This window comes from Aeromicrobium sp. UC242_57 (assembly GCF_044452305.1).
Taxonomy (GTDB): domain Bacteria; phylum Actinomycetota; class Actinomycetes; order Propionibacteriales; family Nocardioidaceae; genus Aeromicrobium.
Genome location: NZ_JBIOAM010000003.1, coordinates 773668 through 790569, shown reverse-complemented (window position 1 = coordinate 790569; position 16902 = coordinate 773668). Strand labels below are relative to the sequence as shown.

Here is a 16902-nt window from a genome sequence, read left to right as displayed (position 1 = left end):
CCACCTTTGCAGACAAGCGAATGGGTGTGGGTCAGTCGGTGCCGAGCTTCCATCGCAGCAGCGTCGAGCAGCTGCGCGTCGTCATCCGCGACGGCCGGGTTGGCCTCGATGCGGGTTGCCCCGCCGGCGGGAAGCTCGCCGAACAGCGTGCCGTTCTCGACGAGCACCTGCCCCTGGTCGAGCGGCTGCGCTGCGTAGAGCTCGAGCATCGCACGGGAGTCGGCGATGTCGAGGTTGCGCATCGTCAGTTGCCCGATGCGGTCGGTCGGACCGAACACTGCGTTCTCGGTGCGCTCCATCGACAGCTTTTCGGGGTGGTACGAGAAGTTCGGGCCCTGGGTGTCGAGGATCGTGTAGTCCTCGCCGCGGCGGAGCCGGATCGTCACGTCGCCGCTGACGACCGACGCGATCCACCGCTGCACCGACTCGCGCAGCATCATGGCCTGCGGGTCGAGCCAGCGTCCTTCGTACATCAGCCGGCCGAGACGACGACCGTGCTGGTGGAAGTTGGCGATCGTGTCCTCGTTGTGGATCGCGTTGACGAGGCGCTCGTACGCGATGTGCAGCAGCGCCATGCCGGGCGCCTCGTAGATGCCGCGGCTCTTGGCCTCGATGATGCGGTTCTCGATCTGGTCGGACATGCCGAGGCCGTGGCGACCGCCGATCGTGTTGGCCTCGTGGACCAGGGCGACCGGGTCGCCGTCGAACGTCGCGCCGTTGATCGCCACGGGGCGGCCGGCCTCGAAGGAGATCGTGACGTCCTCGGTGAGGATCTCAACCGAGGGATCCCAGAACTTGACGCCCATGATGGGGTCGACCGTCTCGAGGCTCGTGTCGAGGTGCTCGAGCGTTTGGCCTCGTGCGTCGCGCCCCAGATGTTGGCGTCGGTCGAGTAGGCCTTCTCCTGGCTGTCGCGGTAGGGCAGGTTGCGCTCGGTGAGCCACTGGCTGATCTCGGTGCGACCGCCGAGCTCGGCGACGAAGGCTGCGTCGAGCCACGGCTTGTAGATGCGCAGCGCGGGGTTGGCAAGCAGTCCGTAGCGGTAGAACCGCTCGATGTCATTGCCCTTGAACGTCGACCCGTCGCCCAGATGTCGACGCCATCCTCGTGCATCGCGCCGCACCAGCAGCGTGCCGGTCACGGCCCGGCCGAGCGGCGTCGTGTTGAAGTAGGTGCGTCCGCCTGAACGGATGTGGAACGCTCCGCACGCCAGGGCTGCGAGGCCTTCGTCGACGAGCGGCCGCTTGCAGTCGATCGACCGCGCGGAGCTCTGCGCCGTACTCCATGGCGCGGCCGGGGATGCCGGAGATGTCCGGCTCGTCGTACTGACCGATGTCGGCGGTGTAGGTGCACGGGATGGCGCCCTTGTCACGCATCCATGCGACGGCGACGGAGGTGTCGAGGCCCCCAGAGAAGGCGATGCCGACGCGCTCGCCGGACGGAAGGCTGGTCAGTACTTTGGACATATTCACATTCTTGCACACGAGTGCAAGTCTTTGCACACCGGCCCGTCATCGCCCACGTATCGTCGCTGCAACCCCTAGGATGCGAGCCATGTATCGGACGCTGCTGCGCGTGGTCATCCTGTTGGTCGCTGCGGGCCTCGTGCTGGTCCCAGCGCTCGCGTCGACTGTCACCGACGACACCAGCACCGGACCCGATCCCGTCCGCATCAGCGACTACACCGCCGACTTCACGGTCAGCTCCGACGGCACGCTCGTCGCCAAGGAGACCCTCACCACCGAGTTCCCCTCCGGCGCCACGGCATCTTCCGCTACTGGGACCTCAGCGCACCCTACGACTCCCACGTCCGGCTCAACCCCGACCGCATCTCGGTCGAGCTGGACGGCCGCAGCGTGCCCCACGACCTGTCCTGGACACAAGGCCGCCGCATCAGGGTCGCCAAGATCGGCGACCCCGACGCCTACGTCTCCGCAGGCACCCACACCTACACGATCCGCTACACGATCAAGGGCGCCCTAGCTCCCAGCGACGTCGGCACCGGCAGCTTCGGATCGTCGAGCTGGACCGACGAGCAACCCGCCGAGTCGGTCTTCTACTGGAACGTCATCGCCCAGGGTTGGTCGATGGACATCGCGAAGTCGACGGTCAACCTGACCCTCCCGACCGCGAGCGGCAAGGTGCAGTGCACGACCGGCTTCGACGGCTCAGGGCGGTGCACGATCGACGGTGCCGGCACCGACACCGTGACGCTCGGCACCGGCGCGCTGGCGCCCAACACACCGGTGACAGTCCGCATCGGGCTGCCGATCACGACGCCCGACCAGGTCACGGCGCCATGGCCAGTCTGGGCCGACCGCGCACTGGGTCAGTCGCTCGTGGCGGTGCTCATCGTCGTTCTCGTCACGCTCGCGCTCGCTGCCGCCGGATACCTCCTCGACCGCCGCAGCCGCGAGGAACGACCGGGCTTCCCCGTGACCTTCGAGCCGCCACCAGGACTCGGACCGGTGCAGACCGCCTACCTGACGACGGAGTCGGCTCCCAGCCGCAGCCTCGTCGCCACGCTCCTGTACCAAGCCGAACAGGGCTTGACGACATTGACACCAGGCACCGACAAGTCGTGGACCATCACGGGTGTCGGCGATGCCACGGCGTGGGCCGGCACGGATGACGTGACCCGGTACGTGGGCGTCAGCCTCGGCGTCGACCGTCCTGGCGCGACGTTCACCTCCAGCAAGGACTCGATCGAGTCCGGCAAGCAGCTGCAGTCGGTGCGAGGGGCGCTCCCCGGGCAGACCAACCAGTGGGCCTCAGGCATCGGAGCCCAGCGCACTGTCTCGTCAGAGTCGATGTCACGGGTGCTCGTCGTGCTGTCGCTCGTCGCTCTGGTCGGGATCGGCATCTTCTGGAGCCCGCCCATCTCGATGTACCTGCTACCCCTGGCCGGTTTCGCGGTCGGCGGTGCAGGACTGCTCGCCCCGGGCGTCGGCAAGCGGCGCACCCCTCTAGGCCGTGAGCTCTGGTCGCAGGCCGGCGGCTTCGAGCGGATGCTGTCGACCGACTCGGCGCAAGACCGGTTCGACTTCAGCGGCAAGAACGACCTGTACACCGCATACATCCCCTATGCCGTCGCCTTCGACTGCGCCGACCGGTGGGCCCGCAAGTACGAGATCAGCACCGGCACCGCCGCGCCGGTGCCGATCTGGTACGGCGGAGGCAGCCCGGCCGGCGCCTCGTCGGGCTTCCTCGGCGCCGGAGACGGGTTCGCCGACTTCGAGTCCTCCCTGGCCTCCTCGATCAGCGCCTATGCCGCAACACAGAGCTCGTCCTCCTCGTCCGGAGGAGGAGGCGGGGGCGGAGGCGGCGGTGGAGGCGGCGGGGGCGAGGTTCCTGGTAGTCCCGCACGACCACAGCTGATCATTCGCACCACCCCACAGGAGAAGACATGATCTGGATCATCCTCGGCGTCATCGTCGTCGCGCTCGTGCTGTTCGGCGTCACGGCGTTCAACAAGTTCCGCAGGGCAGACATCGGCGCCCAGGAAGCCCTAGGCGGCATCGACGTGCAGCTGACGCGTCGCGCCGACCTGATCCCCAACCTGGTCAACACGGTCAAGGGCTATGCCCAGCACGAGAAGGGCGTGTTCGAGGCGGTCACGGCGGCCCGGGCAGGGGTCAAGGAGGCTGCCCAGAACGGCACCGTCGCCCAGAAGGCCGCTGCCGAGCAGGTGCTCGACAAGGCGATCGTCGACGTCCTTGCCGTGGCTGAGGCGTATCCCGAGCTGAAGGCCTCGGCAAACTTCCTGCAGCTGCAGTCTGCTGGCCGACACCGAGAACAAGATCTCGTTCGCGCGCCAGTACTACAACGACGCCGTCGCGACGCTCAACAACCTGGTCAAGACGATCCCCTGGATGTTCTTCGCCGGCCTCGCCAACGTCAAGGAACGAGACTTCTACAAGGCTCCAGAAGGCCAGGCAACCCCACCCCCCGTCCAGTTCTAACCCCCACCCTGACGAGGTGGTTATCGCCCCTTGACGAGAGGGTTGTCACCCCTTGACGAGAGGGTTGTCGCCCCTTGACGAGAGGGCGCTAAACCTCTCGCGAAAGGGCCATAACCACCTCGTCAGCGGTCAGGTGCGGAGGGTGGCTCCAGTGCGCGCGTTCGCTGCGCTCACCGCGGCCTCCCGCGCTTCACGGATTTCCTTCTCAGTCAGGGTGTGGTCCTGGGCCCGCAGCCGCAGCGCGAACGCCAGCGACTTCTTGCCCTCGGGCACCTGCTCACCGGCATAGACGTCGAACAGTCGCGCCGACTCCACCAGATCGCTCGAACCCGCCAGAGCCGCCTCGACGTCACCAGCGGCGACCGACACGTCGACCACGAGCGCCAGATCTTCCTTGGCGACCGGGAACGTGGAGAAGCTGGGACGCGGACCGACCGTCGGCGACGCCGCGATCAGGGCATCGAGATCGACCTCGGCGGCCACGACACGTGCCGGCAGTCCGTAGGCCTTCAGCACCCGAGGATGTAGCTCGCCGGCGAAACCGACGATCTCGCCGTCCACGAGGATCTGGGCGCAACGCCCCGGATGCCATGGCGCGAGCTGCGCCTGACGGACCTCGACCTCGACGAACATCGACGCAGCCAGCTGCCGGACCACGGCGATCGCATCTGCCCAGCTGGCCGCACGGCCGGGGCCGGCCCAGCCCGAACGGACGCGCTCGCCGCTCATGACCAGCGCTACGTGGAACGGCTGCTGCGGCAGCGAGCCGCCGAACGCGGCGAGCTGCTCGTCCGTCGGACGATGATCGACACCGTAGATCGGCGCCTCCGCACCATCGGCCTGGGGCAGGAACACCCGCCCGGTCTCGGTGATGTGGACATCGGAGTGACCCCGCCCGACATTGAGCACGAGGCTGCGCAGCAACCCGGTGAGCAAGGTCGTCGTCAGCCCCGGCTCCTCGGCGGACAGCGGGTTCTCCAGCAGCACCTGACGGCGTCGGACGTCGTCGGCGTCGAGTCCGAGCCGGTCCCAGTCGGCCGGGCCGGCGAAGGGGAAGGTCTTCACCTCGACCAGGCCTGCACCGGCCAGCACCATGCCCGCGCGGCGACGCAAGCTTCTGAGAAGGCGTCAGGCCACGACCGGCCGGCGCCGTCGGGACGATCGATGGGACCTTGTCGTAGCCGACGACTCGCAGCACTTCCTCCACGACGTCGTACGGATCGGTCAGGTCGGGGCGCCACGTCGGAGGCGTCACCGACAGCTGCTCACCGTCGAGCACCACGGCACAGCCGTTGGCCTCGAGCGCCGACACCGCAGTGGCAGTCTCGATCTCGACGCCTGTGATGCGGGCGGGCAGCTCGGCCGAGAGCACGATCGGCTGCGGTGCGGCAGCAGAACCGATGCTCGTCAGACCAGGCGACACGGTGCCCCCCGCCGAGCTCGGCGAGCAGCTCGGCGACCCGCGTGGCCGCGCGTGCCTGCAGGGTGGTGTCGATGCCGCGCTCGTTGCGCTTGCCGGCCTCGGACGTCAACCGGTGACGACGAGCGGCACGGAAGATCGTCGGCGGATCGAAGCACGCGGCCTCGATCACGATGTTGGTCGTGCTCGCGTCGATCTCGACCGAATCGGCACCCATGACGCCGGCCAGGCCGACCGGCCCATTGTCGTCGGCGATCAGCAGGTCGGCCGGATCCAACGGACGCACGACGTCGTCGAGGGTCTTGATCGACTCGCCCTCATGCGCACGTCGCACCACGATGTCGCCGCGCAGCTTGTCCTTGTCGTACGCGTGCGAAGGCTGACCGAGCTCGAGCATGACGTAGTTGCTGACGTCGACGGCCAACGAGATCGACCGCATGCCGGCGAGCTCGAGCCGGCTCGACATCCAGGCAGGAGTGGGGCTGGCCGGATCGAAGCCGGTCACCTCGCGCATCGTGAACACCGGGCACGCCGCTGGGTCTTCGACTCGCACGGGGTAGGACTCACCCGAAGTCTCGACAGCGATGTCGGCGGGATCGTGGAACGGCACGCCGAAGGCGATCGCCGCGTCACGGGCGATTCCCCCGCATCGACAGCGCATACGCCCGATCGGGGTTGACCTCGAGGTCGAGGACCTCCTCGCCCAGGCCCAGCAGCTCGATCGCGTCATCGCCGGGCTGGGCCGAGCCCGGCTCGAGCACGATGATGCCGCTGGCATCACCCGGCAGGCCGACCTCGGACGTCGAGCAGATCATGCCGTCCGAGACGTGACCGTAGGTCTTGCGAGCTGAGATCAGTCCGCCGGGGATGTACTGCGCGAGCGACGGCAGCACCGTCCCGGGCAGCGAGACGACGACGAGGTCGCCCTCGACGAAGTTGTGGGCGCCGCAGATGATGCCCCTGGACGGCACGTCGTCACCCGGCGCGTCTGGCACCGACGGCTCGTTGTGCTCGGGGCCGACGTCGACGCGGCACCAGTTGATCGTCTTGCCGTTCTTCTGCTCCTCCTTGACGAGGTTCAGGACGCGGCCGACCGTGAGCGGTCCGCTGATGCCGGACGAGACGATCTCTTCGAGCTTGAGGTCGAAGGCCGTCAGACGTGCGGCCAGGTCGACCGTCGACAGGTTCTCGGGCAGGTCGACGTACTGGCGCAGCCAGGAGACAGGTGCCCTCAGCAGCTGAACTCCAAACGGCTCGGTGAAACGGATGTCGCCATCGAACAGATCGCGCAGGTCAGCGATGTCGTAGCGGGACGTGATGGTGCGGTCGATACCGATGCCGAACGCGAAGCCCGAATAGCGTTCGGGTCGACGCCGCAGGCGATCAGGACGCGCGGATTGACGACGCCGCAGCCGCCCCACTCGACCCAGCCCTCGCCCTTGCACGTGCGGCAGTCGGCGACCGCCTCAGGCTCGTTGTGGCACACGTAGCAGAGCAGGTCCATCTCGGCGCTCGGCTCGGTGAACGGGAAGTACGACGGACGAAACCTGGTCGTCATCCCGTCGCCGTAGATCGCCTGGGCGAAGTGGTCGAGCGTGCCCTTCAGGTGTGCCATCGACAGACCTTCGTCGATCGCGAGTCCTTCGACCTGGTGGAAGACCGGCGAATGGGTCGCATCGAGCTCGTCGGTGCGGAAGACGCGTCCGGGGCAGGCGATGTAGATCGGCGGCTTGCGCGTCAGCATCGTGCGGGCCTGCACCGGGGAGGTGTGCGTGCGCAGCACCATCGCCGCCTTCTCAGGGGTGACCCAGAACGTGTCCTGCATCGTGCGGGCTGGGTGGTCGGGGCCGAGGTTCAACGCATCGAAGTTGAGCCATTCGGCCTCGACCTCGGGTCCTTCGGCGATCTCCCAGCCCATCGAGACGAAGATGTCGGCGATGTGCTCGGACAGCGTCGTGACGGGGTGGCGGGCGCCAACCGGCATGATGTCCCACGGCAGCGTGACGTCGACGGTCTCGGTGACGAGCGCCAGCTCTTCTGCGGCGGCTTCAGCTTCAGCCGTCTTGGCCGCAAGAGCCTGGTTGATCGCTCCACGCGCCTGGCCGATCCGCTGACCGGCCTCCTTGCGCGCCTGTGGGGGCAAAGCACCAATCTCGCGATTGGCCAGGGCGATCGGCGAACGGTCACCGACATGGTCGATGCGGACCTGCGCCAGGTCGTCGAGCGTCGCAGCGGCGTCGATCGCAGCGAGGGCCTCGATCCGCATGCGGTCGATCTCATCTGCGTGCAACGGAGTGACTTCCACCGGGTCGTACGACGAGTTGGGCGCGGACACAGCAAACCTGACTTTCGTTCGGGAGGCGCCCTGCACGGGTCGCGGGCACCACCTGCAGTCTAGTGACGTCCGTCGTCAGTCGGTCATCGTGTCTGGCTCGTTGATCGGGAGCCACACCCCGGATCTGCGCACCCCCGCCGTCAGCCTCGCCGATCTCGATGTCTCCGCCGTGCTCCTGGACGATGCCGCGCACGATGTACATGCCCAGCCCGCTGCCTGCACCGGGACCAGAACGCCAGAACCGGCTGAAGACGCGTTGCCGCATCTCCTCTGGGATTCCGGGGCCGTTGTCATGGACCTGCAGGAGCACGCCCGAGCCCTTGGCGGGATGTTCAGAGTTCTCGAGGGCGATCTCACGCAGGCCGAAGCCATGACGCAGGGCGTTCTCGACGAGGTTGGTGACGACCTGGTGGATGCGGTCGCTGTCGCCCAGATCAGGTCGACGCCGTCGGTGATGCTGATCTCGAAGGGCTCACCCTTGCCTGCCGAGACGTTCCGTCAGTACGTGGCGGACGACCTCCGGCAGCTTGACCGGGCCGCGCCGCAACGTCAGACGTCCGGCGTCGATCCGCGCGGCGTCGAGCAGCTCGGTGATGAGCCTGCTCAACCGGTCGGCATCTGCATCGATCGTCTCGAGCATCAGCTGGCGCTGCTGCTCGGAGAACTTGTCCCACTTGGTCAACAGGGTCGGCTGCAATCCCTTGATGCCGGTCAGCGGGGAGCGCAGCTCGTGGGCGACGGTCGCGACGAGGTCGGACCGTTCCCGGTCGGCCTGGTTGCGGATCCGGGCGTTCCGGACGCTGACGAGCACCCGCTGCACGGGACCGGCCCGGCGATCACGCACCAGGGATGCCGTGATGAGGTACTCGCTGCCCTTGGGTGACCACCAGGACGACTCCGACAGCCGGTTGCGGATGTTGATGCCCTCGTAGGGACGGGTGACGTCGTACCAGGAGTTTCCGTTCAGGTCGTCGAACGGCATGGCCTCGGAGATGTGCATCCCGATCATCTCGTCACCTACAGCACGAGCCATGACCTTGATACGGGGATTTGACGTACTCGACGAGCCCATCAGGTCCGGCGATGAGCACGCCGTCCGGATAGTCGTCGTAGTCCATGCCGAGAGAATCTAGTACTAAAGAACTAATCCCTTTGCACCGGTAGGGGAAAAATTTTAGGGAGTGAGACGCGCACGCGCGGTCGTGTAGAGGCAGACAGCAGCCGCCGTGGCCAGATTGAGGCTCTCGGCCTGCCCGTAGATCGGCACTGCAACGACCGAATCAGCCAGGGCCCGAGTCTGCTCTGGCAGGCCCCAGGCCTCGTTGCCCATGAGCCACGCGGTGGGCTGCGTGAGGTCGAGTGCCTCGTCGAACAGCCCGACGTCTCCCCCGCCGTCGGCTGCCAGCACCTGGAAGCCCGAGGCCTGCAGGGATTCGAGCGTGCCAGGGGTGTCGCGGTCGATCACCAGGGGCAGGTGGAAGATGCTGCCGACGCTGGCGCGTACGGACTTCGGGTTGTAGGGGTCGACGCTGTCGCCGACCAAGATGACTCCGTCAGCACCAGCAGCGTCGGCGCACCGGATGACCGCGCCAGCGTTGCCGGGATCGCGGATGTCGGCGCAGACGACCACGAAGGACGGCGCACGATCGAGGAACGCCTCCAAGGGGCGGTCGAGCATGGCGCAGCGGGCGACGACGCCCTGTGGCTGCACGGTGTCGCAGATGGCCTCGACGACGTCGTCGGTGACGACGTGCCAGTCGATTCCGGCGGTGCGGGCTGCGGCGACCAGATCAGTGTGGTGATCGGTGGCGTCAGCCGTCGCGAAGACTTCTTGTGTCACACCAGAGGTTTCAAGCGCTTCTCTGACCGCTTGGGGACCCTCCGCGAGGAACTCCCTCTGGTCGGCCCGGAACGCACGAGTAGCGAGCCGCCTGGCGTGCTTCACCCGTCCGAAACGGACGGTGAGCCACCAGGCGTGCTCGCCACTATGCGTCGGTACCACGGCTCAGGCCGCGGCGCCGTCCTTCGGAGCGTTGACGTCGGCCGGAAGGTTGTCCTTCGCGACCTGCACGAGTGCCGAGAAGGCAGCCGGCTCGTTGACAGCCAGCTCAGCCAGGATCTTGCGGTCGACCTCGACCTCAGCGGCCTTGAGGCCCTGGATGAAGCGGTTGTAGGTCAGGCCTTCAGCGCGGACCGCAGCGTTGATGCGCTGGATCCAGAGACGACGGAAGTCGCCCTTCTTGGCCTTGCGGTCACGGTAGCCTGTAGACCGAGCGAGTGAGTGACCTGCTCCTTGGCCTTGCGGTACAGACGCGAGCGCTGGCCGCGGTAGCCCGCAGCGCGCTCGAGTGTCTGACGGCGCTTCTTCTGTGCGTTGACTGAGCGCTTGACGCGTGCCATCTCAGTTCTCCTTCAAGTTCTTAGGTGGAATGGGGTGGAACGCGCGGTCAGAGACCGAGCATCTTCTTCACGCGGGGGACGTCGTTCTTGGAGACGGCCGTGGTGCCTTCGAGGCGACGCTTGCGCGACGAGGACTTGACCTCGAGCAGGTGGCGACGGTTCGTCTGCTCGCGGCGCAGCTTGCCGCTGCCGGTGGGCTTGACGCGCTTCTTCATACCCGAGTGGGGCTTGAACTTCGGCATTTATGCCTCCATGTCTGGGTCGAGGTTCTCGGAACGCCGACGGGGCTTCTTGGGTGTTGCAGTCTTCTGGGCGGCTTCGCGATGTGCCTTGACCTCAGCCTCTTCGGCTTCCTTCTCAGCGACCTTCGCAGCAGTCGTCACAGCCTTTTCGGCCTTGACCTCCGCCTGGGCTTCGGACTTCTTCTTGTGCGGGCCGAGAACCATCGTCATGTTGCGGCCGTCCTGACGCGCATTGGACTCGATGAAACCGAGATCCTCGACGTCGGCGGCGAGACGCTGCAGCAGGCGGTATCCCAGCTCGGGACGGTGCTGCTCGCGACCGCGGAACATGATGGTGATCTTGACCTTGTCGCCGGCCTTGAGGAATCGGACGACGTGACCCTTTTTGGTGTCGTAGTCGTGCTGATCGATCTTCGGACGCAACTTCATCTCTTTGATGATGGTGTTGGTCTGATTGCGGCGTGACTCGCGCGCCTTCTGAGCAGTCTCGTACTTGAACTTGCCGTAGTCCATGAGACGGCAGACGGGCGGACGGGCTGTCGGAGCAACCTCAACGAGATCGAGATCGGCTTCAGCAGCCAGTCGCAGAGCATCTTCGATACGGACGATGCCTACCTGTTCACCGCCAGGACCGACGAGGCGTACTTCTGGAACGCGGATTCGGTCGTTGACGCGCAGCTCTGTGGTGATAAATCCTCCTGAGATTGAAGGGAGGCCACAAACTAGTCACAAAAAAAGTGGCCCCCGTACGAACCGGAAGCCACCAAGCGACGTGCTCGTCAAAAAGCACGTCTCAGGTCGGTTCGGCGACATCACACATTCAATGCCGCGAGTCATGCTGAACCGACTCGTACCCCGCGACCATGAGCCACGTAGGTGGGAGGGGGCCTCCACTTCGTCTACCAGGGTATCAGCGACGTCGGTAGTGCTCCAAATCGGTCCCGGCTCACCCAGGGTTTTCGCCACACACCTGGCGCTGTGACACGAGGTGCGTGTCACAACTCCGGGGCCTCGTGGGAAACCGACGCGGAGGGGTGGTCGGTCGCCCTAGACCACCCAGGCGGGGCCGGCATCGGTGCGGGTCAGCCGGTGGCCGGCCGCCAGGTGCTCGACGTCGTCGGTCTCGACGACCGTGAAGGACGGGTTGGCGAGGTCGAGCAGGATCGCGGCCGCGCCTTCGTCGAGGGTCGCCTGCGCGGCGTCACGCCCGAGGATCGGCACCGGACGGGCCTGCGGATCCCACGTTGCCATGGTGGCCACGCTGCTGAACGCCAGGAGCGCCTGCCGCCCGTCGGCTCCGGTCATCAGCACCGCAGCCATGTCGGCGTTCTTGTCGCCTTCGGCCGGCACCTCACCGAGCAGCGCGACGATCGGCACGAAGACGCGCACGTCTGGCAATGCCTGGAGCACTGCGAGATCGTCGCCGAATGCCGCTGCCAAGCTCCGGTGCGACGGTGCCGTCATCACCGGGAAACTGAGGACTCGCCAGGGTCCGATCGTGTCCGTGGGTCATGACTCCAGCCTGCCACGCAGGTACTCGACCGCCGTGCGCGCGTACTTGCCGTCACTGCCCTGGATGCCGAACAGGTTGACCCGCTCGTCGTCCTTGGTCACGAGCGTCGGCCAGGGCGCACCGCTGTTCATCGCGAAGCCCTCGATGTCGTCCCAGCGCACCAGATGCTTCTTGTAGCCGTTGAGCACCTCGACGCCCTCGTCCGTCGCACGCACATAGCTGCGAGCGACACCGTGCAGCATGATCAGCACCGCGATGATGATCAGCCACATGGTGATCGTCTCGGCGGTGGTGAAGTAGATCTCGTCAGGCAGCGCCCACGAGATCACCGCGGTGATCCCGAGCATCAGCACCGCGACCGCATAGGCCACGACGCGGGCGCCGCCGGGGCGGAACGTCTTCAGATCCGGCACGCCAGGATGTCCGTCACCAGAATGCCGCGGGCACCGAGCCCGTACAGCTTGTCCATGACCTTTTGGGCGGTGTCGCGCGGCACCATCGAACGGACGGCGACCCACCCTTCGCGATGAAGCGGCGACACGGTCGGCGACTCGATACCGGGCGTCAGCTCGACGGCCGCCTCGACCTGGCTGACCCGGATGTCGTAGTCCATCATGACGTAGGTGCGTGCCACGAGGACGCTGTCGATCCGCCGCTTGAACACCTCGAAGCCGGCCGGCTCGTCGGCGCCCTGGCGGGTGATCAGCACGGCCTCGGACGACAGGATCGGGTCTCCGAAGACCTCGAGGTCTGCCTGCTTCAGCGTGCTCCCGGTCTCGACGACGTCGGCGATCGCGTCGGCGACTCCCAGGCGGATCGACGACTCGACGGCACCGTCGAGCCGGACGACCTCAGCGGTGATGCCGCGCTCTGCCAGGTAGGCACCGACGATGCCTTCGTACGAGGTCGCGATGCGCGCACCCTGCAGGTCGTCGAGCTTGGTCATCGCGCCGATCGGGGCGGCGAAGCGGAACGTCGATGCGCCGAAGCCGAGCGTCGTGTTCTCGGCAGCGTGGGCCTGCGAGTCGAGCAGCAGGTCACGGCCCGTGATGCCCGCGTCGAGGGTGCCCTCCCCCACGTAGATCGCGATGTCTCGCGGTCGCAGGTAGAAGAACTCGACGTCGTTGTCGGGGTCGAGGGTCACCAGGTCCTTGGAGTTGCGGCGCTGACGGTAGCCGGCCTCGGCCAGCATCTGGGCTGCCGACTCAGCAAGTGCCCCTTTGTTGGGTACCGCGATCTTGAGCATGGAATTCTCTTCTCAGAAGTTCTGTGACGGAGGTCGAAGGCACGGATGGGCGCCCGCTGCTGGCAGCGTCGGCCGATCCGTCACAGATGTGCGTAGACGTCGTCGAGCGAGATTCCAGACGCGATCATCATGACCTGCGCGTGATACAGCAGCTGGCTGATCTCCTCGGCGGTCCGCTCGGCACCTTCGTGCTCGGCGGCCATCCAGGACTCGGCTGCTTCCTCGACCAGCTTCTTGCCGATCGAGTGGACGCCAGCATCGAGCTCGGCGACGGTGCGCGAGCCCTCGGGGCGACGAGCCGCCTTGTCGGTCAGCTCGGCGAAGAGGTCATCGAAGGTCTTCATCGCGGATCAGTCTATCGGTGACGCCGCGTGCCCGGCGGAGCGGTAAGCATCAACGCAGCGAACGCAGGACGTTGAGCGTCAGCAACGCAGCCTGTGTCGCCTCGCGTCCCTTGTCCTCGCGGCTGCCGGGAAGTCCGGCCGGTCGAGTGCCTGCTCGTCGTTGTCGCAGGTCAGCAGCCCGAAGCCGATCGGCACGCCGGTGTCGAGCGCCACGCGGTTGAGCCCGTCAGTCGCCGCCTGCGAGACGTACTCGAAGTGCGGCGTACCGCCCCGGATGATGACGCCGAGGGCGATCACGGCGTCATAGCCGTTGGCGGCGTAGGCCTGCGAGATCAAGGGCAGCTCGAATGATCCCGGTGCACGCACCAATGTCACGTCGGTGACGTTCGCCTCTGCCAGCGCGCTCTGCGCTCCCGCGATGAGGCCGTCCATGACCTCGGTGTGCCAGCTGGAGGCGACGATCGCGACCTTGGCTCCGGCCGCGTCGACCGCCAGGTCAGGTGCTCCGTGTCCGCTCATGCGTGTTCTCCCAGTCCGGGCAGGTCGTGGCCCATGCGTTCGGCCTTGGTCTGCAGGTAGCGCAGGCTGTCGTCGGTCGGCGCGATCAGCAGCGGGAGCCGTTCGCTGACCTTGACACCGTAGGCCTCGAGCGCGGTGGTCTTGTCGGGGTTGTTGGTCAGCAGCCGCACCGACGTGACGCCCAGGTCGCGCAGGATCTGCGCGCCAGCGGCATAGTCCCGCTCGTCCTCGCCGAAGCCGAGGGCTGTGTTGGCGTCGACGGTGTCGCTGCCGGCGTCTTGCAGCGCGTACGCCTGCAGCTTGTGCAGCAGGCCGATGCCTCGTCCCTCGTGCCCGCGCAGGTAGACCACGATGCCGGCCCCCGCTGCGGTGATCTCGGTCATGGAGAGCTCGACTGCGGACCGCAGTCGCAGCGGCGCGAGCCGAACACGTCGCCGGTCAGGCACTCGGAGTGGATGCGCACGAGGGCGTCCTCGGTGCCGGGGTCGCCGAAGACCAGGGCGACGTGCTCCGAGCCCTCGATCCGGTCGCGGTAGCCGTGCGCCGTGAACTCGCCGAACTCCGTGGGCAGGCGGGTCGTGGCCAGCCGGTCAACCTGCGACTCGTGCAGTCGACGGTAGACCTGAAGGTCCTCGATCGACACGAGCGCCAGCCCGTGCTGGTCGGCGAACGCCCGCAGCTCGGCGCACGCATCAGCGTCCCGTCGTCGTTGAGCACCTCGCCGATGACACCGGCCGGGGTCAGACCTGCCAGCCGGGCGAAGTCGACGGCTGCCTCGGTGTGACCGTCACGCTCCAGCACTCCCCCGGGCTTGGCGCGCAGCGGGATGATGTGGCCGGGCTGGTTGAGCTCGAACGGCTCGGTGGCCGAGTCGGCGAGCACCCGGCAGGTGCGAGCCCGATCGGTTGCCGAGATGCCAGTCGTGATGCCGTCGCGCGCGTCGATCGACACGGTGTACGCGGTGCGCATCTTCTCGCGGTTGTGCGGCGTCATCAGCGGGATCGCGAGCCGGTCGAGGATCTCGCCCGTGATGGGGGCGCAGATCAGGCCGCTGGAGTAGCGCACCAGGAACGCCATCAGCTCGGGCGTCGCCTTGCTCGCGGCGAAGATGATGTCGCCCTCGTTCTCGCGCCCTTCGTCGTCGACGACCACGATGGCCTTGCCGTCGCGGAAGTCGGCGATGGCGCGCTCGATGCTGTCGAGCCTGACGCCCTCGTGTTCACTCATGATGCTGCTCCTTCACTGTCCTGCTCACATGCGGAAGCCTGCCCAGCTGCGGAGCCGCCCAGCAGGCGCTCGACGTACTTGGCGAGGATGTCGACCTCGAGATTGACCCGGTCGCCCGGGGCCTTGCTGCCGAGCGTCGTGTCGGCGAGGGTCGTGGGGATCAGGGAGACCGAGAACCACGGGCCGTGTCCGTCGACCGCGTCGACGACCTCGACGACGGTCAACGACGTGCCGTCGACCGTGATGGAGCCCTTGTCGACGAGGTACTTCGCGAGCTCGGACGGGAGCGCGATGCGGACGATCTCCCAGTGCTCGCTGGGGGTCCGGTCGATGATCTCTCCGGTGCCGTCGACATGCCCTTGGACGATGTGACCGCCGAGCCGGGCACCCGCCTGGGTGGCACGTTCGAGGTTGACCTCGTCACCGACCGCCAGGTCGCCCAGCGAGGTCTTGTCGAGCGACTCCTTCATGACGTCGGCACCGAACGTGTCGGCGTCCTGGGTCATGACCGTGAGGCAGCAGCCGTTGACGGCGATCGAGTCGCCGTGACCTGCGTCGGAGGTGACGAGCGGGCCGCGGATCGTGAGGCGCACCGAGTCGCCGAGGTCTTCGACCGCGGTGATGGCGCCCTTCTCTTCCACCAGACCTGTGAACATCAGTCGAAGTCCTCTCGTGCCATGCGACCAGGTGTGCCGATGATGCGGATGTCGGGCCCGACCATCGTCAGGTCCTCGATGTGAATCGGGCGCAGGTCGGCCAACGTGGTGGCCTCACCCTCGAGCGCTGCCCGACCCGATCCGAGCATCGCCGGGGCCATGTAGCCGATGATCCGGTCGATCACGCCGGCGTTCCAGAACGCCCCGGCCAGACGGGGACCGCCTTCGAGCCAGATGTGCCGGATGTTGTTCTCGACGGCTTGGCCAGCACTTCTTCGGGGTCGCGCGACTGGATCATGAGGGTCGGCGCGACCCGGTCGAAGACCCGGAAGTAGTCGGGGATCTTGGTCTCGCCGACCACGACCCGCAGCGGCTGCTGCTCGTACGGCAGCGGCATGTCGTTGGCGTCGCGCACCGTCAGGCGCGGGTCGTCGGCAAGCACTGCTCCGGTGCCGGCGACGATCGCGTCGACTCCCGCGCGGAACGTCTGGACGTCGCGACGTGCCTCGGCGCTCGTGATCCACTTGCTGGTCCCGTCGGGTGCTGCACTCAGACCGTCGAGCGTCGCGGCATACTTCCAGGTCACGAACGGGCGACCGGAGGTGACGGCGAAGGTCCACTCGACGTTGAGGTCGGTCGCCTCTTCGGCCATGACCCCGGCCTCGACCTCGATACCGGCAGCACGCAAGGTCTTGGCCCCGCCTGCGCCGGTGCGATCGGGATCTGATCTGCGCGAACACGACTCCGCGCCACGCCCGCCTCGATCAGCGCCTGGGCGCAGGGGCCGGTGCGGCCGGTGTGGTTGCACGGCTCGAGCGTCACGACGGCGGTCGCGCCGCGAGCTCGGTCACCGGCCTGGGTCAGGGCGTCGACCTCGGCATGGGGCTGACCTGCACCGAGGTGCTTGCCCACGGCTATCTCGGTGCCGTCGGGGGCCAGCAGCACGCAGCCGACACGGGGGTTGGGCAGCGTACGGGTGACCGTTGCTGCTGCTTCGAGTGCCCGACGCATCGCGTCGATCTCGATCTGCGTTGCCAT

General features: G+C 67.1%; 13 protein-coding genes and 10 pseudogenes. 2 read left to right on the top strand and 21 right to left on the bottom strand.

Going from position 1 to position 16902, the window contains the following annotated elements; translation table 11 throughout:
* Positions 1-47 precede the first annotated feature (47 nt).
* Positions 48-1466 (bottom strand): annotated as a pseudogene (gene argG / locus ACHMWU_RS14890) (argininosuccinate synthase); the annotation flags it as partial.
* 300 nt (positions 1467-1766) lie between these two features.
* On the opposite strand from argG, the gene ACHMWU_RS14885 reads away from it, so the two are divergent.
* Together ACHMWU_RS14885 and ACHMWU_RS14880 are read left to right on the top strand one after the other, a co-directional pair.
* Positions 1767-3410: a DUF2207 domain-containing protein gene (locus ACHMWU_RS14885; protein ID WP_396046782.1), complete on the top strand. Its 1644-nt coding sequence runs from the start codon at positions 1767-1769 to the stop codon at positions 3408-3410.
* Positions 3407-3962: pseudogene (locus ACHMWU_RS14880) on the top strand (LemA family protein). Before ACHMWU_RS14885 ends, ACHMWU_RS14880 begins: the two are co-directional and overlap by 4 nt.
* A gap of 129 nt (positions 3963-4091) precedes the next feature.
* Here ACHMWU_RS14880 and ACHMWU_RS14875 read toward each other — a convergent pair.
* From ACHMWU_RS14875 to ribD, 20 genes and pseudogenes are all read right to left on the bottom strand, one after another.
* Complete coding sequence (locus tag ACHMWU_RS14875; protein ID WP_396044796.1) at positions 4092-5075, bottom strand: hypothetical protein; 984 nt, start codon at positions 5073-5075, stop codon at positions 4092-4094.
* Between the two features lie 124 nt (positions 5076-5199).
* Positions 5200-5334, bottom strand: a pseudogene (locus tag ACHMWU_RS14870) (hypothetical protein); the annotation flags it as partial.
* 118 nt (positions 5335-5452) lie between these two features.
* Positions 5453-5896 (bottom strand): annotated as a pseudogene (locus ACHMWU_RS14865) (phenylalanine--tRNA ligase beta subunit-related protein); the annotation flags it as partial.
* A gap of 115 nt (positions 5897-6011) precedes the next feature.
* A pseudogene (locus ACHMWU_RS14860) lies at positions 6012-6467 on the bottom strand (phenylalanine--tRNA ligase subunit beta); the annotation flags it as partial.
* A 171-nt stretch (positions 6468-6638) separates the two neighbouring features.
* A pseudogene (pheS, locus tag ACHMWU_RS14855) lies at positions 6639-7717 on the bottom strand (phenylalanine--tRNA ligase subunit alpha); the annotation flags it as partial.
* A complete protein-coding gene (locus tag ACHMWU_RS14850; RefSeq protein WP_396046780.1) occupies positions 7659-8150 on the bottom strand; it encodes a sensor histidine kinase in 492 nt (163 codons plus the stop codon). The pseudogene pheS and the gene ACHMWU_RS14850, both read right to left, overlap by 59 nt.
* A 39-nt stretch (positions 8151-8189) precedes the next feature.
* Entirely contained in the window at positions 8190-8750 is a 561-nt protein-coding gene (locus ACHMWU_RS14845) for a sensor histidine kinase (protein ID WP_396044794.1), read from the bottom strand.
* Positions 8751-8891: 141 nt separating this feature from the next.
* Positions 8892-9719 carry a TrmH family RNA methyltransferase gene (locus ACHMWU_RS14840; RefSeq protein WP_396044792.1) on the bottom strand — a complete coding sequence of 276 codons (828 nt, stop codon included), beginning with the start codon at positions 9717-9719 and terminating at the stop codon, positions 8892-8894.
* A 3-nt stretch (positions 9720-9722) separates the two neighbouring features.
* Positions 9723-10117: pseudogene (gene rplT / locus ACHMWU_RS14835) on the bottom strand (50S ribosomal protein L20).
* Between the two features lie 47 nt (positions 10118-10164).
* Positions 10165-10359 (bottom strand): 50S ribosomal protein L35, encoded by a 195-nt coding sequence (gene rpmI, locus ACHMWU_RS14830; protein ID WP_396044790.1) that lies wholly within the window; start codon positions 10357-10359, stop codon positions 10165-10167.
* A complete protein-coding gene (infC, locus tag ACHMWU_RS14825) occupies positions 10360-11037 on the bottom strand; it encodes a translation initiation factor IF-3 (RefSeq protein ID WP_396046778.1) in 678 nt (225 codons plus the stop codon).
* 369 nt (positions 11038-11406) lie between these two features.
* A complete protein-coding gene (locus ACHMWU_RS14820; RefSeq protein WP_396044788.1) occupies positions 11407-11799 on the bottom strand; it encodes an SseB family protein in 393 nt (130 codons plus the stop codon).
* 69 nt (positions 11800-11868) lie between these two features.
* A complete protein-coding gene (locus tag ACHMWU_RS14815; protein WP_396044786.1) occupies positions 11869-12285 on the bottom strand; it encodes a PH domain-containing protein in 417 nt (138 codons plus the stop codon).
* Complete coding sequence (gene hisG, locus ACHMWU_RS14810) at positions 12273-13118, bottom strand: ATP phosphoribosyltransferase (RefSeq protein WP_396044784.1); 846 nt, start codon at positions 13116-13118, stop codon at positions 12273-12275. Before hisG ends, ACHMWU_RS14815 begins: the two co-directional genes overlap by 13 nt.
* 80 nt (positions 13119-13198) lie before the next feature.
* Positions 13199-13462 (bottom strand): phosphoribosyl-ATP diphosphatase, encoded by a 264-nt coding sequence (locus tag ACHMWU_RS14805; protein WP_396044782.1) that lies wholly within the window; start codon positions 13460-13462, stop codon positions 13199-13201.
* Positions 13463-13511: 49 nt separating this feature from the next.
* Positions 13512-13981: pseudogene (ribH, locus tag ACHMWU_RS14800) on the bottom strand (6,7-dimethyl-8-ribityllumazine synthase).
* Positions 13978-14507: pseudogene (gene ribA / locus ACHMWU_RS14795) on the bottom strand (GTP cyclohydrolase II); the annotation flags it as partial. The pseudogenes ribH and ribA, both read right to left, overlap by 4 nt.
* Positions 14420-15208 carry a 3,4-dihydroxy-2-butanone-4-phosphate synthase gene (ribB, locus tag ACHMWU_RS14790; protein ID WP_396044780.1) on the bottom strand — a complete coding sequence of 263 codons (789 nt, stop codon included), beginning with the start codon at positions 15206-15208 and terminating at the stop codon, positions 14420-14422. The pseudogene ribA and the gene ribB, both read right to left, overlap by 88 nt.
* The gene (locus tag ACHMWU_RS14785) at positions 15205-15864 is read right to left on the bottom strand and encodes a riboflavin synthase (RefSeq protein WP_396044778.1); all 660 of its coding nucleotides are present in this window, start codon (positions 15862-15864) and stop codon (positions 15205-15207) included. The genes ribB and ACHMWU_RS14785 overlap by 4 nt, the downstream gene beginning before the upstream one ends.
* Positions 15864-16902 (bottom strand): annotated as a pseudogene (gene ribD, locus ACHMWU_RS14780) (bifunctional diaminohydroxyphosphoribosylaminopyrimidine deaminase/5-amino-6-(5-phosphoribosylamino)uracil reductase RibD). The gene ACHMWU_RS14785 and the pseudogene ribD overlap by 1 nt, the downstream one beginning before the upstream one ends.